The following is a 23,354-nucleotide window of genomic DNA, read 5'->3' as shown; positions in this document are numbered from 1 at the left end:
TCCATCCTAGGAACCGCCCGGCTGGCATCCTGGACAGGATGAGCAGCGACCTGACCCGCGTCGAGGGCGAGCTGCTCGCCCGCTGGCCGGAGACCCGGCTGGAGCCGTCGCTGAGCCGCATCGCCGCCCTGGTGGACCTCCTCGGCAGCCCGCACCGCGCCTACCCCGTCGTCCAGGTCGCCGGCACCAACGGCAAGACGACGACGGCGCGGATGGTCGACGAGCTGCTGCGCGGGTTCGGCCTGCGCGTGGGCCGGTTCACCAGCCCGCACCTGCAGTCGGTGCGCGAGCGGATCGTGCTCGACGGGGAGCCGGTGAGCGCCGAGCGCTTCGTCGAGACCTACGACGACATCGCGCCCTACGTGCGGATGGTCGACGCCGCCGGCGAGCACCCGATGAGCTTCTTCGAGGTCATGGTCGGCATGGCCTACGCCACCTTCGCCGACGCCCCGGTCGACGTCGCCGTCATCGAGGTCGGCATGGGCGGCACGTGGGACGCCACCAACGTCGTCGACGCGCGGGTCGCCGTCGTCACGCCGGTGGCGCTCGACCACGCCGAGTACCTCGGCCCCGACGTCGCCACCATCGCCGGGGAGAAGGCGGGGATCGTCAAGGCCGACTCGATCGCCGTCCTCGCCCACCAGCAGCCCGCGGCGCTCGACGCCCTGGTCCGCCGCGCCGTCGAGGTGGAGGCCGTCGTCGCCCGCGAGGGCACCGAGTTCGGCGTGCTTGAGCGCAGGGTCGCCGTCGGCGGTCAGCAGCTGCGGCTGCAGGGCCTCGGCGGGGAGTACCAGGAGCTCTACCTCCCGCTGTTCGGCGCGCACCAGGCGCAGAACGCCGCGACCGCGCTGGCCGCCGTCGAGGCCTTCCTCGGCGCCGGCGCGGCCACCGGGCCCGTCGAGCAGGAGACGGTGCGGGCGGCGTTCGCCGCCGTGCGGTCCCCGGGCCGGCTCGAGCGGGTGCGCACCAGCCCGACCGTGCTCGTCGACGCCGCGCACAACCCCGCCGGCATGGCCGCCACGGTGGAGGCGATCCGGGAGTCCTTCGACTTCACCCGGCTCGTCGGGGTCGTCGGTTGCGTGCGCGGCAAGGACGTCGAGGGGATGCTCCACGAGCTGGAGGGCGTCTGCGCCGAGCTCGTCGTCACGCAGAACGGCTCGCCCCGCGCGATGCCGGCCGACGAGCTGGGCGCCCTCGCCGTCGACGTGTTCGGCGCCGACCGGGTGAGCGTCTCGCCGCGCCTGCCCGAGGCGATCACCGAGGCGATCGAGCTGGCCGAGGCCGGCCCCGACGACGCCCTCGGCGGCTCCGGCGTGCTGGTCACCGGCAGCGTCATCACCGCCGGCGAGGCCCGCACCGTGCTGGGCGGCCGCGCATGACGGCGCCCGACCCGGTCCGCGCGGGCCGGGCGCTGCGCGGGGCGGCCGCGGCGATCCTGCTGCTCGAGGGCATCGCGGTGCTGTTCGTGCCGCGCGCCATCGCCCAGACCGAGGCCGGTCTCGGTGGCGTCCGGCTGACCCTGCTGCTGGCGCTCGCCGCCCTCCTCCTGCTGGCCAGCGGCGTCCAGCGGCGCCCGCGGGGCCTGGAGGTCGGCACCGCGCTGCAGGTGCCGCTCCTCCTCACCGGCCTGATCGACGCCTCCATGTGGTTCGTCGGCGGCGTCTTCCTGCTGATCTGGCTCTACCTGCTGCAGGTGCGCAGGGAACTGCTCGGTGCCGTCTTCGGCGAGCCGGCCGCGCCGCCGGACCAGGCCGCCCCGCCGCCCGTCTGAGCGGCCCGCCGGCGCTCTGGGAGGGTGGCCGGGTGGGAGTCGACCGCGCGGTGCTGTTCCGGCTGGCGACCAGCACGCGCTTCGAGCGCACCGTCCGCGCCCTGCCGGGTGGCGAGCGGCTCGCGGGGCGCGCCGCGTCCCGCTACGTGGCCGGGCGCGGCCGCGCCGGGGCGTTGGCCGTCACCGGACGGCTGCTGTCCGCCGGCCGGGGCGTGAGCGTCGACCTCTTCGGCGAGCGGGTCACCGACGTCGGCACCGCCGAGGCGGTTGCGGCGGAGTACCGGTCCCTCGCCGCGGCCCTGCCGGCTCCACCGGCCGACGTCTGGCTCTCGGTCGACCTGAGCCACCTGGCCCTGGACGCCGACCCGGCCGGCACCGCGGACCGCCTGGCCTCCATCGCGGCCGCGCTCCCGCCGGGGCGGCGGGTGCAGGTCGGGGCGGAGGACGCCGTCCGCACGGACGCGGTGCTCGGCTGCGTGCTCGGCGTCGCCGGCCGCGGGCACGCCGACCGGCTCGGCGCGACCGTCCAGGCCAACCTGCTGCGCTCACCCGGCAACGCCGACGCCCTCGTCGCCGCCGGCGTGCACGTCCGTCTGGTGAAGGGTGCCTACGTCGAGCGGGCGGGGGTGCACCGCTACGGGGAGCCCACCGACGTCGCCTACCTCCGGCTGGGCGCCCGGCTGGCCGGGCAGGGGGCGGCCTGGTCGATGGCCACCCACGACGGGCGGCTGCGCGAGGCACTGCTGCTGGCGGGCGGGCCGGTGACCGTCGAGCAGTTGCTCGGCGTGCGGCCCGACGTCCTCGACGACCTGGCCGGCCGCGGGGTCCCGACCCGCGTGTACGTGCCCTACGGCGCCGACTGGTTCCGCTACTGGATGCGGCGTCTCGCCGAGTCGCGGGGCGCCTGACGGGCTCAGGCGGCCGACGCGGTCCCCAGCTCCTCGCCGAGCCGGGCGACGTCGACACCGGCCAGGTGCAGCACCCGCTGCAGCAGGGGGTCGGGCACCGACAGGACGCCGACGACGAGGTGCCCGGTGTCGATGACCCGCGCGCGGCGTGGCCGGTACTCGGCCAGCACGTGCCGCAGTGCGCCCTCGAGGGCCCGCTTGCTGCCGTCGGCGAAGGGCAGGTGCCCCCCGCGGGCGGGTCGTGGGCGGTCCAGGGCGCCCGGGCCGAACGCGGACTCGGCCGCGGTGCGCACCCGCTCCAGGTCGATGCCGACGGCGGCGAGCGCGTCGGCGTCCAGCGGCCCGGCGGCCTGCAGCGCGCGGCGGCCGGCGGCGTGGTCGAGGCCGGCGGCCCGCAGGGCGGTGCCCCCGCGGCCGGGGTCGCGGCTCAGCGCCAGCAGCAGGTGCACCGGCTCGATCCGGGGGGCGTGGAGGTCGCGGGCCTCCTGCTGTGCCTCGACGACGGCCCGGCGGGCCTCTGCGGAGAAGCGTTCGAACACCTCAGACGTCCTTCCTGCCGTGGGCGTGCTTCTTGTGCACGGCCTGCCGGGTGACCCCGAGGGCCGCGGCGATCTGCTGCCACGACCAGCCGAGGGCCCGGGCGTTGCCGACCTGCAGCACCTCGAGGCGGTCGGCCAGGTCGCGCAGGGCCCGGACGGCGCGCAGGCCGGTGTCCGGGTCGTCGGCCGCGGCGGCGGTCGTGACGTCGGTGGGGGTGGCCATGCGTCAACTGTGGTTGACACCGGGCCGGATGTCAACTCCGGTTGACACGAGGTGACCCGTAGGCTGCCGTCCCGTGACCGATCGCACCCTTGTCCTCGTCAAGCCCGACGGCGTCGCCCGCGGCCTGGTCGGCGAGGTCGTCTCGCGGCTGGAGGCCAAGGGCCTGCGTCTGGTGGCCGCCGAGCTGCGCACCCTGACCCGTGAGGTCGCCGAGGAGCACTACGGCGAGCACCGCGAGAAGCCGTTCTTCGGCTCGCTGGTCGACTTCATCACCGGCGGCCCGCTGCTGGCGCTCGTCGTCGAGGGGCCGCGCGCCGTCGAGGCGTTCCGCGCGCTGGCCGGCGCCACCGACCCGGTGAAGGCCGCGCCCGGCACCATCCGCGGCGACTTCGCCCTCGAGGTCCAGTCCAACATCGTGCACGGCTCGGACTCCGCCGAGTCCGCCGCGCGCGAGATCGGCCTGTTCTTCCCCGACCTGTAAACCGGGTGGACGGCGCCCCGGGGGCCGGGGACAGCATGGGGGACATGGGGGAGCCGCTGGTCCGGGCGCGGGGCTTGGTGAAGCGGTTCGGCACGTCCACCGCCGTCGACGGGATCGACGTCGACATCGCGCCCGGGGAGGCCTTCGGCTTCCTCGGGCCGAACGGCGCGGGCAAGAGCACGACCATGCGGATGATCGGCGCGGTCTCCCCGCCGACCGCCGGCGAGCTGCGGATCCTCGGCATGGACCCCGCCGTCGACGGCCCGGCCATCCGCGCCCGGCTCGGCGTCGTCCCGCAGACCGACAACCTCGACCTCGAGCTGACCGTCGCGGAGAACCTGCTCGTCTACGGCCGCTACTTCGGCCTGCCGAGGGCCACGGTGCGGCAGCGGACGGCCGAGCTGCTGGACTTCGTGCAGCTCACCGACCGCGCCGGTGACCGGGTGGAGCCGCTGTCGGGCGGGATGAAGCGCCGGCTCACCATCGCCCGGGCGCTGGTCAACGAGCCCGACGTCGTCCTGCTCGACGAGCCGACCACGGGCCTGGACCCGCAGGCCCGGCACGTGCTGTGGGAGCGGCTCTACCGGCTCAAGCAGCGCGGCGTCACCCTCGTGCTCACCACGCACTACATGGACGAGGCCGAGCAGCTGTGCGACCGGCTCGTGGTGATGGACGGCGGCCGGATCGCCGCCGAGGGCAGCCCCGCGGAGCTCATCGCCGCGTGGTCGACGCGGGAGGTGTGCGAGCTGCGCTTCCCGCTCACCGAGGGTGGCCCCGGCCCGGCTGCGCACGCCGACGCGCTGGCCCCGCTGGTGGCCCGCGGCCTGGCCGAACGGGTCGAGGTGCTGCCGGACCGGCTGCTGCTCTACACCGCCGACGGCGACGCCGCGCTCTCGGCGGTGCTGGCGCAGGGGCTGCAGCCGGTCTCGTCGCTGGTGCGCCGCAGCTCCCTGGAGGACGTCTTCCTCCGGCTCACCGGCCGCACCCTGGTGGACTGACGTGCCCGTCTCGTCGGCCGCGGTGTCCTTCTTCCGCCAGCGGCTCACCGCCCACCGCCACTTCTGGCGCAGCAGCGCGGTCGGCAGCGTGCTGGAGCCGGTGCTGTTCCTCGCCGCGATGGGCCTCACGCTCGGCACGCTCGTCGACCGCGGCCCGGGCGTGCCCGGCGGCGTCGGCTACCTCGCCTTCCTCGCCCCCGGGCTGCTGGTGGCCGCCGCCATGCAGACCGCCACGGGGGAGTCGACCTACCCGGTGCTCGGCGCCATCAAGTGGGACCGGCTCTACGAGGCGGTGCTCGCCACCCCGGCGCGCGCGGTCGACGTCCTGGCCGGCCACCTGCTCTACGTCGCCTTCCGGGTGACGACGTCGGCCGCGGCGTTCCTCGTCGTCCTGCTGCTCTTCGGCGCGGCGGAGAGCCCGCTGGTGGTGCTCGCGCTGCCGGTCGCGCTGCTCACCGGCCTGGCCTTCGCCGCGCCGGTGACGGCGATGGCCGCCGCGCTGGAGGAGGACGCCGCGTTCGCCGCGCTGCAGCGGTTCCTGATCGTGCCGATGTTCCTGTTCAGCGGCACGTTCTTCCCGGTCGACCGGCTGCCCGCCGTCCTGGAGTGGTTCGCGTGGGCCACCCCGTTGTGGCACGGCGTCACCCTCGCCCGCGACCTGGCGCTCGGCACCGTCGACGGCGGGTCGGCCCTGCTGCACGTCGGCCACCTCGCGCTGTGGACCGCCGCCGGCACCGCGCTGGCCGCCCGCGCGCTGCAGCGGCGGCTGGTCCGGTGAGCGCCCCGCCGGCGTACCGCCCGGCGTCCCTGCTGCTGCGGGTGGTGCCGCTGTACCCGCTCTCGCCGCGCCGCGCCGGCCAGCTGGTGTTCCGCAACCTGCTCGTCGCCCGGCGCAGCTGGCTGGTGTTCGTCTCCGGCTTCGCCGAGCCGTTCTTCTACCTGCTGTCCATCGGCGTCGGGATCGGCGCGCTGGTCGGCGACGTCGTCACCGACACCGGCACCGCGCTGACCTACCAGGAGTTCGTGGCCCCGGCGCTGCTGGCCTCGGCCGCGATGAACGGCGCGGTCTACGACGCCGTCTTCAACCTGTTCTTCAAGCTGCGCTACGCCAAGCTCTACGACGCCGTGCTGGCCACCCCGGTGTCGGCCGCCGACGCCGCGGTGGGGGAGACGGTGTGGGCGCTGCTGCGCGGTGCGGTGTACTCGGCGGCGTTCCTGCTGGTGATGCTCGTGCTGGGGCTGGTCGGCTCGTGGTGGGCGCTGCTGGCGCTGCCCGCCGCGGTGCTCATCGGGTTCGCCTTCGCCGCCGTCGGCCTGGCGGTGAGCACCTTCCTGCGCGGCTGGCAGGACTTCGAGTTCGTGCAGGTGGCGATCCTGCCGCTGTTCCTGTTCTCCACGACCTTCTACCCGCTGTCGACCTACCCCCGGCCCCTGCAGCTGCTCGTCGAGTGCACGCCGCTCTACCACGGCATCGAGCTCGTCCGCGGCCTGGTGACCGGCGACGTGCGGTGGGCACTGCTCGGGTCGGCGGCCTACCTCTTCGTCATGGGACTGGCCGGCCTGGCCGTCGGCGCCCGCCGCCTGGAGCGCCTGCTGCTCCGATAGCGGCGGGACTTCCCGCTAGGCGACGGCGACGAGCGGGCGCCCGGTGCGGACGAGCCGCTCGACGGCGTCGGGCGGCACCGGGGAGCCGAAGAGGTGCCCCTGGGCGGCGTCGCAGCCCAGGGCGCGCAGCGCGGCGAGCTGGGCGGGCTGCTCGACGCCCTCGGCCACGACCTCCAGGCCCAGGCTGTTGCCCAGCGCGATGACGGCGTCGGCCAGCGACCCGGTGGCCGCGTCCGCGGCGAGCAGCGCCACCGACGACGGGTCGATCTTGAGCCGGTCCAGCGGCAGGTCCTGCAGCCGGGACAGCGACGAGGAGCCGGTGCCGAAGTCGTCGATCGCGACGTGCACGCCCAGCGCCCGCACCTCGCGGATGCCGGCCGCGGCGTCGGGTCCGGAGGCCACCGCCTCGGGGACCTCGATCTCCAGCCGGCCCGGGTCGACGCCGGCGCTCCGGGCGGCCGCGGCCAGGGAGCCGGCGAGGCTGCCGGTGGCCAGCCGGCGCGGGGAGACGTTGACCGCCATGCGCAGCTCCGGCAGGCCGGCCGCGTCCCACGAGCGCAGCTGGGCGCAGGCCTGGCCGATCACCCAGTCGTCGATCGCGTCGATGACGCCGGTGGCCTCGGCGGCCGGGATGAAGCCCGCCGGCTCGACCCACCCGCGGCTGCCCGACTGCCAGCGCGCCAGGGCCTCGACGCCGGTGACCGCGCCGGTCCGCAGGTCGACCTGCGGCTGGTAGAGCACCCGCAGCTCGCCCGAGGGGACGGCGGCCCGCAGGTCGCGCACCAGCTCGTCCTGCGCGGCGACCTCCTCGCGCATCCCGCGCTCGAACACCCGCACCCGGTTCTTGCCGCCGGACTTGGCCACGTACATCGCCAGGTCGGCGTCGCGCAGCAGGTCGTCCATGCCGCGGCGGTCGCCTGCGTCGGTGAGGGTGACGCCGACGCTGCCGCCCACGGTGAACCGCTCGTCGCCCCACACCACCGGCTCGCGCAGCGCGCGCAGCAGCCGCTCGGCGACGGTCACCACGTCGCAGGAGCCCTCGACGTCCTCCATCAGCACGACGAACTCGTCCCCGCCGAGGCGCGCGACCGTGTCGGCCGGCCGCACGCTGCACTCCAGCCGCCGGGCGACGGCGCTCAGCACGGCGTCGCCGGCCTCGTGACCGGCGCCGTCGTTGACCGCCTTGAAGTCGTCGAGGTCGAGCAGCAGCACCGCGTGCCGGCGGGCGCGCCGGTCGGCGAGGGCGTGCTCGAGGCGGTCCTGCATCAGCGCCCGGTTGGCCAGGCCGGTGAGCGGGTCGTGCAGCGCCCGGTGCGCCAGCTCCCCGGCCTGCTGCTCCAGCATCCGCGCGGTCGCGTGCGCCTGGACCTCGGCGCGTTTGCGCCCGGTGATGTCGCGGGTGATCGCGGCGACGCCGGTCGGCGTGCCGTCGTCCCCGCGGATGGTCGACAGCGTGACGAGGCCGTCGAACACCGACCCGTCGCGCCGCCGCTGGCGGCGCTCCATGGTGCCGGTGGGCAGCGTGGTCAGGTCGTCGGGCAGCGGCTCGCCGGCCGACAGCAGGGAGGCGTGCCGGCCGAGGACCTCGGCCGCGCGCCATCCGTAGAGCCGCTCGGCGCCGGGGTTCCACGAGGTGAGGTGCCCGTCGGGGGTCGCCGTGACGACGGCGTCGGCGGTGGACTGGACGACGGCGGCCAGGCCCGCGAGCTCGTCGCGCTGGGCGGAGAGCTCCGCGGTCCGCTCGGCGACGAGCGCCTCGACGTGCTCGCGCCGGTCGTCGAAGCGCCGCCACGCCACGAGGCAGGCCCAGCTCTCCAGCAGGACGAACCCCGCGTGCAGGGCGGCCATCGGCAGCGGTGCGGCGTGGTGGTCGAACACCGCGTGCGGGTAGAGCGTGCCGAACACGAAGTGGTGGACGGCGACGAAGGCGATCGCGAGCAGGAACGGCGCCCGCGCGGCGTAGAGCGCGGCCAGCGGCAGCAGCGCGAAGAACAGGAAGTGCGCCTCGGTGGCGCCACCGGACAGCTGCACGGCCAGCGCCGCGGTGGTCATGAGGCCCAGCGCCGCGGCACCGGCCCGGGTGCTCCGGTTCAGCCACCCCGTCCGCGCCACGAGCACGAGCGCCAGCAGGGGGAGCGCGTGCAGGACCGCCGCCACCGGGCCGTGGCCACGGAGCAGGGCGTAGGCGGGCACGGCCAGCAGGAGCACGGTGAGCGTGCGCAGGACGAAGGCGTGGTGGGCCGCCCACTGCTCGAACGGCATCGCCCGGCCCCGGGGCAGAGCCAGCACCGCCCGGCCCCGGGGCAGAGCCAGCATCGCCCGGCCCCGGGGCAGAGCGAGGACGGCCCGGCCCCGGGAGAGCGGGAGCACCGGCCGCAGCGGCGGCAGGACCGGGGGGAGCAGGCCCCGGGGTCGGTCAGGGGGGACGCCCTCGGCGTCCTGCAGCGCACCGGTGTTGCCGGCCGGCTGGGTCATGGTCCCCCTCGAGGACGTCCCCGTCGGTCACCAAGAGTGTAGATGCGATCACCCAGGGGCGCTTACCGACGGACGGTCCGGTCTCGGTGCCCGGCGTCTACCCTGGACCGGTCATGAGCGGAGAGAGCCTGTACCCCCGTCTCGAGCCCCTGCTGGCCCAGGTGCAGAAGCCCATCCAGTACGTCGGTGGCGAGCTGAACGCCCAGGTCAAGCCGTGGGACGAGGTCGCCGTCCACTGGGCGCTGATGTACCCCGACGCCTACGAGGTGGGGCTGCCCAACCAGGGCCTCATGATCCTCTACGAGGTGCTCAACGAGCGGCCCGACGCCCTCGCCGAGCGCACCTACGCCGTCTGGCCCGACCTCGCGGCCCTCATGCGCGAGGCCGGCGTCGGCCAGTTCACCGTCGACGCGCACCGCGCCGTGCGCGACTTCGACGTGCTCGGCGTCAGCTTCGCCACCGAGCTCGGCTACACCAACCTGCTCGAGGCCCTCGACCTCGCCGGCGTCCCGCTGCACGCCCGCGACCGCGACGAGACGCACCCCGTCGTCGTCGCCGGCGGGCACGCGGCGTTCAACCCCGAGCCGGTCGCCGACTTCGTCGACTGCGCCGTCCTCGGCGACGGCGAGCAGGCCGTCGGCGACATCACCGACGTCGTGAAGGCGTGGAAGGAGCAGGGACGCCCCGGCGGGCGCGAGGAGCTGCTCGCCCGGCTGGCCCGCGTCGACGGCGTCTACGTGCCGCGCTTCTACGCCGTCTCCTACGGCCCCGACGGCGCCATCGCCGCGGTCACCCGCACCCGCGACGACGTCCCGGCCCGGGTCGGCAAGCGCACCGTCATGGACCTCGACGAGTGGCCCTACCCGAAGACGCCGCTGGTGCCGCTGGCCGAGAGCGTGCACGAGCGGATGAGCGTGGAGATCTTCCGCGGCTGCACCCGGGGCTGCCGCTTCTGCCAGGCCGGGATGATCACCCGCCCGGTGCGCGAGCGGACGATCACCGGCATCGGCTCGATGGTCGACCAGGGGCTGCGCGCCACGGGCTACGAGGAGGTGGGCCTGCTCTCGCTGTCGAGCGCCGACCACTCCGAGATCGCCCAGGTGGCCAGGGAGCTGGCCGACCGCTACGAGGGCACCAACACGGGCCTGTCGCTGCCGAGCACCCGCGTCGACGCCTTCAACGTCACGCTGGCCAACGAGCTGTCCCGCAACGGCCGGCGGTCGGGCCTGACGTTCGCCCCCGAGGGCGGCAGCGAGCGGATCCGCCGGGTGATCAACAAGACCGTGTCCAAGGAGGACCTGGTCCGTACGGTCACCACCGCCTACGCCAACGGCTGGCAGCAGGTGAAGCTCTACTTCATGTGCGGGCTCCCGACGGAGACCGACGAGGACGTGCTCGAGATCGCCGAGCTCGCCGTCGAGGTGATCCGCGCCGGCCGGGAGGCCAGCGGGCGCAAGGACATCCGCTGCACCGTGTCCATCGGCGGGTTCGTGCCCAAGCCGCACACCCCGTTCCAGTGGGCCGCCCAGGCCAGTGCCGAGACCATCGACCACCGGCTCCGGGTGCTGCGGCAGGCGATCAACGCCGACCGGCGCATCGGCCGCTCGATCGGCCTGCGCTACCACGACGGCAAGCCCGGCGTGATCGAGGGCCTGCTGTCCCGCGGCGACCGCCGCGTCGGCCGGGTCATCGAGCGCGTCTGGCGCGAGGGCGGCCGGTTCGACGGCTGGAGCGAGCACTTCTCCTACGACCGGTGGACGCAGGCGGCCGCCGAGGAGCTCGCCGTCTTCGGCGTCGACCTCGACTGGTTCACCACCCGCGAGCGCACCCAGGACGAGGTCCTGCCCTGGGACCACCTCGACTCCGGGCTGGACAAGGAGTGGCTCTGGGACGACTGGCAGGAGGCCCTCAGCGAGGAGGAGGTCGCCGACTGCCGGTGGACCCCCTGCTACGACTGCGGCGTCTGCCCGACCATGGGCACCGAGATCCAGGTCGGCCCGACCGGGCGCAGCCTGCTGCCGCTGACCGTGGTCCGGTAGTGGCCCGCCAGCCCGACGGGCCGCCCCCGCCGCCGACCGTCCAGAAGCTGCGGCTGTGCTACGCCAAGCGCGGCCCGCTGCGCTTCGCCTCCCACCGCGACCTCGCCCGGGCGCTCGAGCGGGCGCTGCGCCGCGCCCGGGTGCCGATGGCGTTCTCGGCCGGCTTCAGCCCGCACCCGAAGATCAGCTACGTCGGGGCGGCGCCGACCGGGGCGGCCAGCGAGGCGGAGTACCTGGAGATCGGCCTGGCCGAGCGGCGGGACCCCGAGGAGGTCCGCGCCGCCCTGGACGCCTCGCTGCCCCCGGGCATCGACGTGCTGGAGTGCGTCGAGGCGGCCGAGGGCGGCGGGTCGCTGGCCGACCGCATCGACGCCGCCCGGTGGTCGATCGAGCTGCCCGGGATCGAGCCCGCCGCGCTGTCCGCGGCGGTGGCCGAGTTCCTGTCCCGCGACGAGGTCACCGTGGCCAAGCGCACGAAGAACGGCCTGCGCGACGTCGATGCGCGGGGTCCCGTCGTCTCGGCGGCCGCGGACGGTGAGGTGGGACGTGCCATACTGCACGTGGTCGTCCGGCAGGTGACGCCCGCCGTTCGACCCGACGACGTGGTGGCCGCTCTCGCTGCCGTCGCCGACCTGCGCCCGCCGTCGCCCCCCAGGGCCGTGCGTGAGGCGCAGGGCCGGCTCGACGACAGCGGGGCCGTGGCCGATCCGCTCGGTCCCGACCGAGCGGCGCGCACCCGCTGCCAGGGGGAGCACGCCGCGGTCTGACCGGCGAGCCCGGCGCCACCGCACCGTCGAGCGGCACGGCTGCCAGACGTGACGCGCCCGCCCGGTACCACCCGAGACCACCGGCCCCAGGCTCCGAGCACGACGCACCACCCGAGACCACCGCACCACCTGCAGTCCGCACCACCTGCAGTCCGGCCCCGGCCGCGGCGACCGCCGACCGGGACCGACCCAGACTTCGCAGGCCGGACGCGCCGCCGCACCCCGAGCGGCCGCCCGGCCCGCCCCACCCGTGCACCTGCGCGGCCGCCTGCCCCCGAGGGGAGCCGGCGCCCGGGAGCACCACACAGGAAGCGAGCCCTCGTGGCCGACCAGGACGACGACACGACGACCACCCCCGACACCCCGGGCAGCGCCGGGCAGGACGACGCGACCACCCCGCAGGCCGGCGACGCCGCCGCCGTCGCGGAGGTGCTCACCGGCGGTGGGGCCGCCACGGGCGCGACCGGGGGCGAGCCGCTCCCCGAGGTCCTCCCCGAGGCCCTTCCCGGACCCGGCGTCACCGACGGGGTCACCGACGGCTCCGAGGACGAGGAGCCCGAGGAGGAGCCGATCGGCTCGCCGTTCGGCGCCCAGTTCAGCTCACCCGAGCCCACCGCCGTCATCGCCCGGCCGCGCCGCCGGGCCACCCGGCCGGCCGGCGCCGCCGCGCCCGTGGCCGCCGACTCCCCGCCGCCGGTCGCACCGGCGATCCCGGCGTTCGTGAGCTTCGTGGCCCCGCTCGAGGCCGAGCCTGCCCCGGCGCCGCGCCGCCGCAGCCGCCGGCCGCTGCCCGAGTCCCCGGACGTCGAGGACGCCGCGCCGCCCGTCGAGGACGACGAGCCGGCCCCCGCACCGCGTGCGCGCCGCGGCCGCTCCCGCCGCCGCGGCGGGTCGGACGACGAGCAGCCCCCCGCCGACGAGGCCGCCGTCGACACCCCGGTCGTGGCCGTGCCCGACACCGACGACACCGACCGCGACGACGATCCCGACGACGACCGCGACGAGACCGACCGCGACGAGACCGACCGCGACGAGGCCGACCGCGACGAGGCCGACCGCGACGAGGCCGACCGCGACGAGGCCGACCGCGACGACACCGGCGGCAGCCGGCGGCGGCGCCGCGGCCGCCGCGGCCGCGGCCGGGGCCGCACCGGCGAGGACGCCGACGAGGAGACCGGCGAGCGGTCCTCCGAGGGCGCCGACGAGGACACCACCGACGAGGACGACGAGGACGCCGACACCGCCGGGGACGCCGACGGCGAGGACGAGGGCAGCGACGCCGAGGGCGCCTCGGGCACCCGCCGTCGCCGTCGGCGCCGCCGCCGTGGCGGGGAGGCCACCGCCGAGCCCGCCGCCGAGGACGACGACGACCGTCCGGAGCGCGCCGGCCGCAACGGCCGGGCCACCAGCGACGACGACGTCCGCGGGGTCGCCGGGTCGACCCGGCTGGAGGCCAAGCGCCAGCGCCGCCGGGAGGGCCGCGACACCGGCCGCCGCCGCGCGCCGATCCTCACCGAGGCCGAGTTCCTCGCCCGCCGCGAGTCGGTGGAGCGCCGGATGGTCATCCGCCAGCGCGGCGAGCGCACCCAGATCGCCGTCCTCGAGGACGGCGTGCTGGTCGAGCACTACGTCACGCAGGCGCAGGCGACGTCGTTCGCCGGCAACGTCTACCTCGGCCGGGTGCAGAACGTGCTGCCCAGCATGGAGGCGGCGTTCGTCGACATCGGCAAGGGCCGCAACGCCGTCCTCTACGCCGGCGAGGTCAACTGGGAGGCCGCGGGCCTGTCGGGCAAGCAGCGCTCGATCGAGCAGGCGCTCAAGTCCGGCGACAAGGTGCTCGTCCAGGTCACCAAGGACCCGATCGGGCACAAGGGTGCCCGCCTGACCCAGCAGGTCAACCTGCCCGGCCGCTTCCTCGTCTACGTGCCCGGCGGCTCGATGACCGGCATCAGCCGCAAGCTGCCCGACACCGAGCGGCAGCGGCTCAAGGACGTCCTCAAGAAGATCGTCCCCGAGGACGCCGGCGTGATCATCAGGACCGCCGCGGAGGGCGCCTCGGAGGAGGAGCTCACCCGCGACGTGGCCCGGCTGCAGGCGCAGTGGGAGGTCATCCAGACCAAGGCGTCGTCGAGCAGCAACGCACCGACGCTGCTCTACGGCGAGCCCGACCTCGCCATCCGGGTCATCCGCGACGTGTTCAACGAGGACTTCAGCGAACTCGTCGTCCAGGGCGACGACGCCTGGGACACCGTCGAGGCCTACGTCGCGCACGTCTCCCCGGAGCTGACCGGGCGGCTGACCCGGCACACCGGCGAGGGCGACGTCTTCCGCGACCTGCGCATCGACGAGCAGCTGGCCAAGGCGCTCGACCGCAAGGTGTGGCTGCCCTCGGGCGGCTCGCTGGTCATCGACCGGACCGAGGCGATGACCGTCGTCGACGTCAACACCGGGAAGTTCACCGGCTCCGGCGGCAACCTCGAGCAGACCGTCACGCGCAACAACATGGAGGCCGCGGAGGAGATCGTCCGCCAGCTCCGGTTGCGCGACATCGGCGGCATCATCGTCATCGACTTCATCGACATGGTGCTGGAGAGCAACCGCGACCTCGTGCTGCGGCGGCTGACCGAGTGCCTGGGCCGCGACCGCACCAAGCACCAGGTGGCCGAGGTGACCTCGCTGGGCCTGGTGCAGATGACCCGCAAGCGGGTGGGTCAGGGCCTGCTCGAGGTGTTCTCCGAGCCGTGTGAGCACTGCCGCGGCCGTGGGGTCCTCGTCCACACCGATCCCGTGGACGACAAGCGCCGCAGCGGCTCGGGCAACGGCTCCGGGTCCGGCAGCGGCTCCGGCAGCGGCTCCGGCAGCGGCTCCGGTGGCGGCTCCGGCAACGGCCCCGGCGGCCGGCGCGACCAGGGGCGCCGGGACGAGCGGAAGGACGCCGACCGCGAGCGGACCGAGGTCGCCACGGCAGCGGTCGCCGTCGCCGAGCAGCCGGGGCCGGACGCCGACCAGGCCGCCGGCGAGGGGCAGCGCTCCGGTGGCGGCCGGCGCAACCGCGGCCGCCGCAACCGGGGGCAGTCGGGGGAGGAGCGGGCCGCCGAGGACGCGGCCGTGCTCGCCGCCGCCTCGTCGGACGACGACGAGGACGCGGGGGAGTCCGCGGGGGACGCGCCCGCTGTCGGTGCCACCGCTGAGGACCCGCCCGCTCTCGATGCCACCGCGGAGGACGCGCCCGCGCAGGACACGACGCCCGCCGACGTGCCGGCCGAGGTGACGCTCGCCGACGCCCCCGGGGCGGAGGCCCCCGCGGCCGACCAGACGGTGGCGGAGGCCCCCGCGGCCGACCAGACGGTGGCGGGGGCCCCCGCGGCCTACGAGACGGTCGCCGAGGTGACGGCCACGGAGACCATCGCGGCCCGGCCGTCGGCCGCCGCCGACGCCGCGGAGGCGGAGCTCACGGGGGCCGAGGTCACGGTGCAGATCGGCGCCGAGGTCCCCGGCGCGGAGGGGCCCGCCCCCGAGCCCACGGAGCAGCCGGAGCCGTCCGCGCCGGACGCCGCCGGGTCCGCCGACGACGAGGAGCTCCCGCCGGGAGCCGGGGTCGACGACCCGGGCCCCGCCGACGAGGTCCCCGTCGACGGGACCCCCGTCGACGGGGCCCCCGCCGCTGCGGAGCAGGTCGCCGAGGCGCCGGCCGCTGCGGCGGTGCGTCCGCGGCGCCGCCGGGCCGCCAGCCGCCCGGCCGGCCCGCCCGCCAGCTGACCCCACGGCCGGGGCCGCGTTCGACCCCGTCCCGGCCGCTCGGGTACGCTGGACGGGTTGCACCGTCCGGCCGGGCTCCGTCCCGGGGCCGAGCAGGGGTGCGACCCGTCCAGCACCCGGCGCCCGCGCCGGGGTGCGCGCAGGACGCATCGCGGGACTGACAGCAGCGATCGAGGAGTTCAGTGGTGTACGCAGTCGTGAAGGCCGGTGGCCGGCAGCACAAGGTGGCCGTGGGCGACCGGTTCACGGTCAACCGTCTCGTGGGTGAGGCGGGCGACTCCGTCACCCTCCCGGCCCTGCTGCTGGTCGACGGCGAGACCGTCACCAGCGACGCGCAGGCGCTGGCCGGCGTGACCGTCACCGGGGAGATCGTCGGCCACGCCAAGGGCCCGAAGATCCGCATCCACAAGTTCAAGAACAAGACGGGCTACCACAAGCGTCAGGGCCACCGTCAGCCGCTGACCGACGTGGTCATCCGCGACATCACGAAGGGCTGACGACGACATGGCACACAAGAAGGGCGCCTCGTCCTCCCGCAACGGCCGCGACTCGAACGCCCAGCGCCTGGGCGTGAAGCGCTTCGGCGGCCAGGTCGTCAAGGCCGGCGAGATCATCGTGCGCCAGCGCGGCACCCACTTCCACCCGGGCCTCGGCGTCGGCCGTGGCGGCGACGACACGCTGTTCGCGCTGCTGCCCGGCTCGGTCACCTTCGGCACGCGGCGTGGCCGCAAGACGGTCTCGATCACCACGGTCGACGCCTGACGAAGGACCCCCATGCCCGCCGCCACTCGCGGCGGGGCCTTGCACGGGGGCCGTTCCAGTACGTCACCACGCCACGAGCGCACGGGCCGCACGGCCCGTGCGCTCGTCGGCGTTGAGCAGGCAGTGAGCAGGTAGAGCAGACATGGCCGCGTTCGTCGACCGCGTCGTCGTGCACGTCGCCGCGGGCAACGGTGGGCACGGCGTCGCCTCCGTGCACCGCGAGAAGTACAAGCCGCTCGGCGGTCCCGACGGCGGGAACGGCGGGAGCGGAGGCGACGTCGTCCTCGAGGTGGACCCCGGCGTCCACACCCTCCTGGACTTCCACCACCGCCCCCACCAGAAGGCCGGCAACGGCCGCCCGGGCGCCGGCAGCCACCGCAACGGCGCCAACGGCGAGGACCGCGTGCTGCGGGTGCCGGAGGGCACCGTCGTCAGCACCCCCGACGGCCGCGTCATCGCCGACCTCATGGGCGCCGGCACGCGGGTCGTGCTGGCCCAGGGCGGCAAGGGCGGCCTCGGCAACGCCGCGCTGGCCAACCCCCGCCGCAAGGCGCCCGGCTTCGCGCTGCTCGGCGAGCCCGGGGAGGCCTTCGACGCCGTCCTCGAGCTCAAGAGCGTTGCCGACGTCGGCCTGGTCGGGTTCCCGTCGGCGGGCAAGTCCTCGCTGATCGCGGCGATGTCCGCGGCCCGGCCCAAGATCGCCGACTACCCGTTCACCACCCTGGTGCCCAACCTCGGCGTCGTCCGCGCCGGCGACGTCGTGTTCACCATGGCCGACGTCCCCGGCCTCATCCCCGGCGCCGCCACCGGCAAGGGCCTGGGCCTGCAGTTCCTCCGGCACGTCGAGCGGTGCGCGGTGCTGGTGCACGTGGTCGACATGGCGACCATCGAGCCCGGCCGCGACCCCGAGACCGACATCGAGGCCCTCGAGCACGAGCTCGCGGAGTACGGCGGCGACGAGCTCGACCTGGTCGGCCGGCTGCGGGTCGCCGTCCTCAACAAGATCGACGTCCCCGACGGGCGGGAGCTGGTCGACCTGGTGCGCCCCGCCCTGGAGGCGCGCGGGCTGCAGGTGTTCCCGGTCAGCGCCGCCACCGGCGAGGGGCTGGCCGAGCTGGGCTACGCCCTGGCCGCGGCCGTGGAGGAGCACCGGGCGTCGCTGCCGGCGCCCGAGCCCGCGCGGCTCACGATCGCGCCGCGCGCCGTCGACGACTCCGGCTTCACCGTCACCGCCGAGGACGAGGAGACCTTCGTCGTCCGCGGGGTCCGGCCCGAGCGGTGGGTGCGGCAGACCGACTTCACCAACGACGAGGCCGTCGGCTTCCTCGCCGACCGGCTCAACCGCCTCGGCGTGGAGGAGGAGCTCACCCGGCTCGGCGCCGTGGAGGGCGACACGGTCGTCATCGGCGACGTCGCCTTCGACTTCCAGCCGAGCCTCCCCGCCGGCACGCCGCTGGCCGAGGAGACCGCCGGCCTCGGCGGCCGGGGCACCGACAGCCGCATCGACGCCCCGCACCGGGTGCGCGCCGCCGAGCGGCTGGCGGCCAAGAAGGCCCGCCGGGTGCCCTACGAGGTGACCGACACCTGGACCGACGACGACCTGCCCGACGACGACCTGCCCGACGACGACCCGGCCGGCGCCGCGCTGCCCGGCGAGGTCCCCGGCGAGGAGGGCGGCGCGTGACCGCACGGCCCGAGCTGGCCGGTGCCGGCCGGGTGGTGGTCAAGGTCGGGTCCTCGTCGCTGACCACCCTGCCCGGCGGGCTGGACCCGGCCCGGCTCACCGCGCTGGTCGACGTGCTCGCCGCGGTGCGGGCGCAGGGCCGCGAGGTGGTCCTCGTGTCCTCCGGCGCGATCGCCGCCGGCCTGGCCCCGCTCGGGGTCGAGGGCCGGCCGCGCGACCTCGCCACCGCCCAGGCCGCGGCCAGCGTGGGCCAGCTGCGCCTGGTGCAGACCTACGCCGACGCCTTCGACCGGCACGGCATCGTCGTCGGCCAGGTGCTGCTGACCGCCGACGACCTCACCCGGCGCGGCCACTACCGCAACGCCCGCCAGACGCTGGAGCGGCTGCTGACCCTCGGCGTCCTCCCGATCGTCAACGAGAACGACACGGTCGCCACCGAGGAGATCCGCTTCGGCGACAACGACCGGCTGGCGGCACTGGTGGCGCACGTGGCCGCCGCCGACGCGCTGGTCCTGCTCTCCGACGTCGACGGCGTCTACGACGGCGACCCGCGCACCGGCCCGGCACAGCTCGTCGACCGGGTCGCCGGCCCGGCCGACCTCGCCGCGGTCACCCTGGGCACCGCCTCGCGCAACGGCGTGGGCACCGGCGGCATGGCGACCAAGGTGGAGGCCGCGTTCATCGCCTCCGGCGCCGGGGTGCCCGTCGTCGTCACCTCCACCCCGCAGGCCGCGGCGGCGCTGGCGGGGGAGCGGGTGGGCACGCTGTTCGAGCCGCACGGCCGCCGTCCGTCGGGCCGGCAGTTCTGGCTGCGCTACGCCAGCCGCCCGCGCGGGCGGCTGCTGCTCGACGAGGGCGCGGTGCGCGCGGTCCGGGAGCGGTCGGCGTCGCTGCTGGCCGCCGGCGTCACCGGCGTGGTCGGCGACTTCCTCGCCGACGACCCGGTCGAGCTGGTCGGCCCCGACGGCGCCGTCGTCGCCCGCGGGCTGGTCGCCTACGACGCCCGCGAGCTGCCCGACCTGCTCGGCCGGCGCACCGCCGACCTCGACCCGGAGTACCGCCGCGAGGTGGTGCACCGCGACGAGATGGTGCTGGTCGGGCGCCGGATCCCCGGCTGAGAGACTGCCCGGGTGACGATCCGCCCCATCCGCGAGCTCGGTGACCCCGTGCTCCGCACGCCCGCCGACGAGGTGCGGGCCTTCGACCGGGACCTGGCCGCCCTGGTCCGCGACCTCCTCGACACCGTCGACCACCCCGGCCGGGCCGGGCTGGCCGCGCCGCAGATCGGGGTGAGCGCCCGGGTGTTCAGCTACAACGTCGACGGCGAGATCGGCCACCTGGTCAACCCGCGCGTCGTGGAGCTGTCGGAGGAGACCCAGGACGGCGACGAGGGGTGCCTGTCCATCCCCGGCATCTGGGCGCCGACCGTGCGGGCGGTGCACGCCGTCGTCGAGGGCTTCGACGTCCACGGGGAGCCGCTGCGGCTGTCGGGCAGCGGGCTCATGGCGCGCTGCCTGCAGCACGAGGTCGACCACCTGGACGGGAAGGTGTTCCTCGACCGGCTCACCGGCGAGGCCCGCAAGACCGCCCTGCGTGCCCTGCGCGACCGCTGAACCCCCTACGGTCGGCTCCGTGACCGACCTCGCCACCCGCGCCCGCACCCTGCTCGACCTGCACACCGCCCCGGAGATCCTCGTCCTCACCAACGTGTGGGACGTCGTCTCCGCGCAGGTGGTGGCCGCCACCGACGGCGTCCGCGCGCTGGCCACCGCCAGCCACGGCATCGCCGCGACCTTCGGCTACGAGGACGGGGAGAACATCCCGCTCGACCTGCACCTGGACATGGTCGGCCGGATCGCCGCCGCCGTGGACCTGCCGGTCAGCATGGACATGGAGGCCGGGTACGGCGACGCCGGCGAGACCGCGCGCCGCGCCATGCAGGTGGGCGTCGTCGGCGGCAACCTCGAGGACCAGATGAAGCCGCTGGACGAGGCGGTGGCCGCCGTCGAGGCGGTCGTGCGGGCCGGCCGCGACGCCGGCATCGAGTTCGTGCTCAACGCCCGCACCGACACGTTCGTGCGGGCCGCCGAGGGCGCCGACCGCGGCGAGCTGGTCGCCGAGGCGATCCGCCGCGGGCGGGCCTACCTGGAGGCCGGCGCGCCGGTGGTCTTCGTCCCCCGGCTGGTCGACCGCGACGAGATCGCCGCGGTCGCCGAGGGCCTGGGCCGCAACCGGCTGACGCTCATCAGCGTGCCCGGCGCGTCGCTGCCGGCCCGCGAGATGCAGGAGCTCGGCGTCGCACGCGTCTCCACCGGCCCGTTCACCCAGCGGGTGGCGCTCACCGCGCTGCAGGACGCCGTCGTCGACATGGTGGGCGGCGGCGTCCTGCCGCCCGGCACCCGCGCCCTGAACTGAACGGGTGCCGGCACCGGCCCCGCCTCAGACGGCGACGTCCGTCCTGGGGAGCACCAGACCCCGGACGTCGAAGGGGGTGACCACCGTCGGGCGGCGGGGCCGCCCCTGCAGCACCTCGGTGGCCACCGGCCCGACGACCTCCGCGCTGTAGCGCCCGAAGTCCTCGCGCGACTCCCACACCTCGACGACCTGGAAGCCGTCCGCGGTCTGCCGGGCGAGGTGCACCAGCAAGCCGTCGACGACACCGCCGGTCCGCTCCAGCAGGGCCCGGTGGACGGCGTCGTAGAGCTCCACCGGCTCGGCCACGTCCATGGTCACGGCCCAGGTCATGGCGTCCTCCTCGTGTCCTCCCGGCGGCCCTGCGCCGCCGGCAGTCGGTGCACGCCCTCGCCGGAGAGCCGGCTCACCACGGCGGTGCGGCCGGTCAGCAGGAGCAGCAGGTCGCCGGTGGTGCCCTCGACGCGGGCGCCCTCGCCGGCCGACCAGTCGGAGTCGGTGGCCACCAGCCGCAGGCCCGCGAGGCGCCGGCGGGCCCGGAACGGGAAGCCGGTCGCCCAGACGCGGGTCGCCGAGGTGGCCGCGGCGGCCGGCGGCACCGGCCGGGTCCGCCCCAGCGGCAGTGCGATGTCCTGGCCGTGCACGAGCACGTCGGTGAGCGGCTCGACCGGGGAGACGAACGGCGCCTTCCGCCGGGAGCCGACCATCGCCCGGAGCCGGCGGCCGTACTCCGCGTCGGGCAGCGGCCCCACGCGCAACGCGGTGTCCCGGATCATCCGGTCGAAGCCGCCGCCCGCGCGGATCGCCGCGAGGGTCGCCGGCCACGGGCCCATCTGCGCCAGCGTGAGGTGCGCGGCGACGTCGCGCACGCGCCAGGCCGGGCACAGGGAGGGCATCTCCCACTCCGCCGGGGAGAGGTCGGCGAGCAGGTCGGCGAGGCCGGCCCGCTCGGAGTCGATGGTGCGCCAGACGTCGTCGAGGTCCATGACGGTCTCCGCGGGATTGGTACGATGACCTGACCATCTAGTCAGAAGACCTGACCATCGTCAAGGGGTCCCGTGACCGAACCCGACCACCAGAACCTCGCCCTGCTCTGCTTCTACCCGTCCCGGGCGATGGAGGCCCGGGTGCTCGCGGCGCTGGCGGCCGAGGGCTTCGACGACCTCACGCTCGCCCAGGCGCGGATCGCCGCCCGGATCGGCCCGCACGGCACCCGGCTCACCGACCTGGCGGAGCAGTCGCTGGTGACCAAGCAGACCGCCGGCCACCTGGTCGACCAGCTCCAGCGCGCCGGCTACGTGCGCCGCGTGCCCGACCCCACCGACGCCCGGGCCCGGTTGGTGCAGATCGCCGGGCGCGGCCGGGCGCTGCTGGCGATCGCCCGGCGGGTGGAGGCCGAGGTGGAGGCGGAGTGGACGGCGCACCTGGGGGAGGAGGCGACCGCGCAGCTGCGCGCGGCCCTCACCCGGCTGCGCGAGGTGACCGACCCCTACCGCTGAGCCGCGGCCCCCGGGGCGCAGGACCGGCAGGTGCCGAAGACCTCCAGCTGGTGCTGCACGTCGGCGAAGCCGTGCTCGGCGGCCACCCGCGCCGCCCAACGCTCCACCGGTGGGTCGGCGACCTCCACGGTGAGCCCGCAGGAGCGGCACACCAGGTGGTGGTGGTGCACCGGCGAGCAGCGCCGGTACGCCGCCTCGCCGTCCTCGCTGCGCAGCACGTCGACCAGGCCGTCGTCGACCAGCGCCTGCAGCGCCCGGTAGACGGTGGCCAGGCCGACCGCGTCGCCGCGCTCGCGCAGCAGGGCGTGCAGGTCCTGCGCGGTGCGGAAGCCGTCGAGCTCGTCGAGCAGCGCGAGCACCGCCGTCCGCTGCCGCGTCTGCCGCCGGACCGGGACCTCGGGTGCGCTCACGGTCGCTCCGTCCCCACCGGCGGTGCCGCGACGGCGCGCTCGCTGTGCTCGTCGTAGTGGATGCCGGACACCGTCCGGTGCGGCGCGTGCAGGTGCCCGTCGTGGTCGTAGTCGACGTGGTCGCCGTGCGGCACCGCCCGGTGGCCGCAGCCCTCGCCGTGCTCGTGCGGGTGGGTGGCGTGCACCTCCGCCCGGCGGCCGTGCCGCCGCCGCGCGGTCGCCTCCCGCAGCGTCACCCCCGCGGTGACCGCCAGGAACAGGGCGATGGCCAGCAGCACGATCGTGCCGCCCGAGGGGGTGCCCGTGTAGTAGGAGCCGGCGGTCCCCGCGACGCTGACCACGACGCCGATGGCGCACGCCAGCAGCAGCGTGCTGCGGAAGCTGCGGCCGACCAGCTGGGCGACCGCGCTCGGCAGGATCATCAGCGCGCTGATCAGCAGCAGCCCGACCACCCGCATCGACAGCACGACCGTGGAGGCGACCAGCACGGCCAGCACCACGTTGAGCGCCAGCACCGGCAGCCCGACGGCGCGGGCGTACTCCTCGTCGTCGCTCACCGCGTACAGCCGCTGCCCGAGCATCCAGACGACGGCGAGGACGACCACGGTGATGACGGCGAAGACGGCGACGTCGGAGGCCTGCGTCGTCGTGATGGCGCCGAACAGGTAGGCGTCGAGGTTGGTGGCCTGCCCGCGCGGGGCGAGCGAGAGCAGCACGACGCCGCCGGCGATGCCGCCGTAGAAGAGGACGGCGAGGGCGACGTCGCCGCTGGTGCGCCCGCGGGCGCGCACGAGCTCGATGAGCACCGCGCCCAGCACCGCGGCCACCAGCGCCGTCCCGACCGGTGCCGTGGCGGTGAGGACGCCGACGGCGACGCCGGTCAGCGCCACGTGGCCCAGCCCGTCACCGAGCAGCGACAGCCGCCGCTGCACCAGGAAGACGCCGACCGCGGGTGCGGCGAGACCGACCATGAGGCTGGCCAGCAGCGCCCGCTGCATGAACCCGTACTCGAGCAGCTCCAC

The 23,354-nt window shown here is 75.8% G+C and carries 24 protein-coding genes; 17 read left to right on the top strand and 7 right to left on the bottom strand.

Annotated features, from left to right (window positions below):
• Positions 1-38 precede the first annotated feature (38 nt).
• The 3 genes from folC to BM165_RS19085 are packed head-to-tail and all read left to right on the top strand — an operon-like array spanning position 39 to position 2,679.
• A complete protein-coding gene (gene folC, locus BM165_RS19095) occupies positions 39-1,379 on the top strand; it encodes a bifunctional tetrahydrofolate synthase/dihydrofolate synthase (protein WP_075015142.1) in 1,341 nt (446 codons plus the stop codon).
• On the top strand, positions 1,376-1,771 hold the full coding sequence (locus BM165_RS19090; protein WP_075015141.1) for a DUF4233 domain-containing protein: 396 nt from the start codon (positions 1,376-1,378) through the stop codon (positions 1,769-1,771). Before folC ends, BM165_RS19090 begins: the two co-directional genes overlap by 4 nt.
• A 32-nt stretch (positions 1,772-1,803) precedes the next feature.
• Positions 1,804-2,679, top strand: coding sequence for a proline dehydrogenase family protein (locus tag BM165_RS19085; protein ID WP_075015140.1), 876 nt, complete (start codon positions 1,804-1,806; stop codon positions 2,677-2,679).
• Positions 2,680-2,684: 5 nt separating this feature from the next.
• On the opposite strand, the gene BM165_RS19080 is transcribed toward BM165_RS19085, so the two are convergent.
• The gene (locus tag BM165_RS19080) at positions 2,685-3,218 is read right to left on the bottom strand and encodes a Clp protease N-terminal domain-containing protein (protein ID WP_075015139.1); all 534 of its coding nucleotides are present in this window, start codon (positions 3,216-3,218) and stop codon (positions 2,685-2,687) included.
• Between the two features lies 1 nt (position 3,219).
• Complete coding sequence (locus BM165_RS19075; RefSeq protein WP_075015138.1) at positions 3,220-3,441, bottom strand: RNA polymerase subunit sigma-70; 222 nt, start codon at positions 3,439-3,441, stop codon at positions 3,220-3,222.
• 73 nt (positions 3,442-3,514) lie between these two features.
• Here BM165_RS19075 and ndk point away from each other — a divergent pair, with 73 nt between their 5' ends.
• From ndk to BM165_RS19055, 4 genes are read left to right on the top strand one after another with little or no spacing between them, the layout of a single operon-like run.
• The gene (ndk, locus tag BM165_RS19070; RefSeq protein WP_075015137.1) at positions 3,515-3,922 is read left to right on the top strand and encodes a nucleoside-diphosphate kinase; all 408 of its coding nucleotides are present in this window, start codon (positions 3,515-3,517) and stop codon (positions 3,920-3,922) included.
• A 44-nt stretch (positions 3,923-3,966) separates the two neighbouring features.
• A complete protein-coding gene (locus tag BM165_RS19065; RefSeq protein WP_075015136.1) occupies positions 3,967-4,920 on the top strand; it encodes an ABC transporter ATP-binding protein in 954 nt (317 codons plus the stop codon).
• 1 nt (position 4,921) lies between these two features.
• Positions 4,922-5,698: an ABC transporter permease gene (locus BM165_RS19060; protein ID WP_075015135.1), complete on the top strand. Its 777-nt coding sequence runs from the start codon at positions 4,922-4,924 to the stop codon at positions 5,696-5,698.
• Positions 5,695-6,525: an ABC transporter permease gene (locus BM165_RS19055; protein WP_075015134.1), complete on the top strand. Its 831-nt coding sequence runs from the start codon at positions 5,695-5,697 to the stop codon at positions 6,523-6,525. Before BM165_RS19060 ends, BM165_RS19055 begins: the two co-directional genes overlap by 4 nt.
• 15 nt (positions 6,526-6,540) lie before the next feature.
• On the opposite strand, the gene BM165_RS19050 is transcribed toward BM165_RS19055, so the two are convergent.
• Positions 6,541-9,000 (bottom strand): putative bifunctional diguanylate cyclase/phosphodiesterase, encoded by a 2,460-nt coding sequence (locus BM165_RS19050; protein WP_075015133.1) that lies wholly within the window; start codon positions 8,998-9,000, stop codon positions 6,541-6,543.
• 113 nt (positions 9,001-9,113) lie between these two features.
• Here BM165_RS19050 and BM165_RS19045 point away from each other — a divergent pair, with 113 nt between their 5' ends.
• From BM165_RS19045 to BM165_RS19005, 9 genes are all read left to right on the top strand, one after another.
• On the top strand, positions 9,114-11,039 hold the full coding sequence (locus BM165_RS19045; RefSeq protein ID WP_075015132.1) for a TIGR03960 family B12-binding radical SAM protein: 1,926 nt from the start codon (positions 9,114-9,116) through the stop codon (positions 11,037-11,039).
• Positions 11,039-11,806 (top strand): TIGR03936 family radical SAM-associated protein, encoded by a 768-nt coding sequence (locus BM165_RS19040; protein ID WP_075015131.1) that lies wholly within the window; start codon positions 11,039-11,041, stop codon positions 11,804-11,806. Before BM165_RS19045 ends, BM165_RS19040 begins: the two co-directional genes overlap by 1 nt.
• A 321-nt stretch (positions 11,807-12,127) precedes the next feature.
• Positions 12,128-15,565, top strand: a complete 3,438-nt coding sequence (locus BM165_RS26135; RefSeq protein WP_083427517.1) for a ribonuclease E/G — start codon at positions 12,128-12,130, stop codon at positions 15,563-15,565.
• A 185-nt stretch (positions 15,566-15,750) separates the two neighbouring features.
• The gene (gene rplU, locus BM165_RS19030; RefSeq protein WP_075015299.1) at positions 15,751-16,062 is read left to right on the top strand and encodes a 50S ribosomal protein L21; all 312 of its coding nucleotides are present in this window, start codon (positions 15,751-15,753) and stop codon (positions 16,060-16,062) included.
• 7 nt (positions 16,063-16,069) lie between these two features.
• Positions 16,070-16,327 (top strand): 50S ribosomal protein L27, encoded by a 258-nt coding sequence (rpmA, locus tag BM165_RS19025; protein WP_075015130.1) that lies wholly within the window; start codon positions 16,070-16,072, stop codon positions 16,325-16,327.
• Positions 16,328-16,469: 142 nt separating this feature from the next.
• Positions 16,470-18,011, top strand: a complete 1,542-nt coding sequence (gene obgE, locus BM165_RS19020) for a GTPase ObgE (protein ID WP_075015129.1) — start codon at positions 16,470-16,472, stop codon at positions 18,009-18,011.
• Positions 18,008-19,129: a glutamate 5-kinase gene (proB, locus tag BM165_RS19015; RefSeq protein ID WP_075015128.1), complete on the top strand. Its 1,122-nt coding sequence runs from the start codon at positions 18,008-18,010 to the stop codon at positions 19,127-19,129. The genes obgE and proB overlap by 4 nt, the downstream gene beginning before the upstream one ends.
• A 12-nt stretch (positions 19,130-19,141) precedes the next feature.
• Entirely contained in the window at positions 19,142-19,624 is a 483-nt protein-coding gene (gene def / locus BM165_RS19010) for a peptide deformylase (RefSeq protein ID WP_075015127.1), read from the top strand.
• Positions 19,625-19,643: 19 nt separating this feature from the next.
• The gene (locus BM165_RS19005) at positions 19,644-20,426 is read left to right on the top strand and encodes an isocitrate lyase/PEP mutase family protein (protein ID WP_075015126.1); all 783 of its coding nucleotides are present in this window, start codon (positions 19,644-19,646) and stop codon (positions 20,424-20,426) included.
• A gap of 24 nt (positions 20,427-20,450) precedes the next feature.
• Here the strand turns inward: BM165_RS19005 and BM165_RS19000 are convergent, their stop codons facing one another.
• Together BM165_RS19000 and BM165_RS18995 are read right to left on the bottom strand one after the other, a co-directional pair.
• Positions 20,451-20,756, bottom strand: coding sequence for a hypothetical protein (locus BM165_RS19000; protein ID WP_075015125.1), 306 nt, complete (start codon positions 20,754-20,756; stop codon positions 20,451-20,453).
• Entirely contained in the window at positions 20,753-21,409 is a 657-nt protein-coding gene (locus tag BM165_RS18995) for a maleylpyruvate isomerase family mycothiol-dependent enzyme (protein WP_075015124.1), read from the bottom strand. Before BM165_RS18995 ends, BM165_RS19000 begins: the two co-directional genes overlap by 4 nt.
• A gap of 72 nt (positions 21,410-21,481) precedes the next feature.
• Between BM165_RS18995 and BM165_RS18990 the strand changes: the two genes are divergently transcribed.
• Positions 21,482-21,922 (top strand): MarR family winged helix-turn-helix transcriptional regulator, encoded by a 441-nt coding sequence (locus tag BM165_RS18990; protein WP_244274334.1) that lies wholly within the window; start codon positions 21,482-21,484, stop codon positions 21,920-21,922.
• Here the strand turns inward: BM165_RS18990 and BM165_RS18985 are convergent.
• A complete protein-coding gene (locus BM165_RS18985; protein WP_075015123.1) occupies positions 21,913-22,332 on the bottom strand; it encodes a Fur family transcriptional regulator in 420 nt (139 codons plus the stop codon). The two genes, BM165_RS18990 and BM165_RS18985, sit on opposite strands and share 10 nt — an antisense overlap.
• Positions 22,329-23,354 (bottom strand): metal ABC transporter permease, encoded by a 1,026-nt coding sequence (locus tag BM165_RS18980; protein WP_075015122.1) that lies wholly within the window; start codon positions 23,352-23,354, stop codon positions 22,329-22,331. Before BM165_RS18980 ends, BM165_RS18985 begins: the two co-directional genes overlap by 4 nt.

Origin of the sequence: Geodermatophilus obscurus (genome assembly GCF_900115395.1) — a bacterium.
In the GTDB taxonomy this organism is placed as follows: domain Bacteria; phylum Actinomycetota; class Actinomycetes; order Mycobacteriales; family Geodermatophilaceae; genus Geodermatophilus; species Geodermatophilus obscurus_B.
Note: the sequence above shows the minus strand (reverse complement) of the source record. Positions and strands in the feature narration are given on the sequence as shown.

Bases quoted from the DNA above. Each gene is read 5' to 3' on its own strand.
- obgE (WP_075015129.1), top strand. From the start codon at position 16,470: ATGGCCGCGTTCGTCGACCGCGTCGTCGTGCACGTCGCCGCGGGCAAC.
- BM165_RS18995 (WP_075015124.1), bottom strand. From the start codon at position 21,409: ATGGACCTCGACGACGTCTGGCGCACCATCGACTCCGAGCGGGCCGGC.
- BM165_RS19065 (WP_075015136.1), top strand. From the start codon at position 3,967: ATGGGGGAGCCGCTGGTCCGGGCGCGGGGCTTGGTGAAGCGGTTCGGC.
- folC (WP_075015142.1), top strand. From the start codon at position 39: ATGAGCAGCGACCTGACCCGCGTCGAGGGCGAGCTGCTCGCCCGCTGG.
- BM165_RS19090 (WP_075015141.1), top strand. From the start codon at position 1,376: ATGACGGCGCCCGACCCGGTCCGCGCGGGCCGGGCGCTGCGCGGGGCG.
- rpmA (WP_075015130.1), top strand. From the start codon at position 16,070: ATGGCACACAAGAAGGGCGCCTCGTCCTCCCGCAACGGCCGCGACTCG.
- BM165_RS19050 (WP_075015133.1), bottom strand. From the start codon at position 9,000: ATGACCCAGCCGGCCGGCAACACCGGTGCGCTGCAGGACGCCGAGGGC.
- BM165_RS19075 (WP_075015138.1), bottom strand. From the start codon at position 3,441: ATGGCCACCCCCACCGACGTCACGACCGCCGCCGCGGCCGACGACCCG.
- BM165_RS19000 (WP_075015125.1), bottom strand. From the start codon at position 20,756: ATGACCTGGGCCGTGACCATGGACGTGGCCGAGCCGGTGGAGCTCTAC.
- BM165_RS19045 (WP_075015132.1), top strand. From the start codon at position 9,114: ATGAGCGGAGAGAGCCTGTACCCCCGTCTCGAGCCCCTGCTGGCCCAG.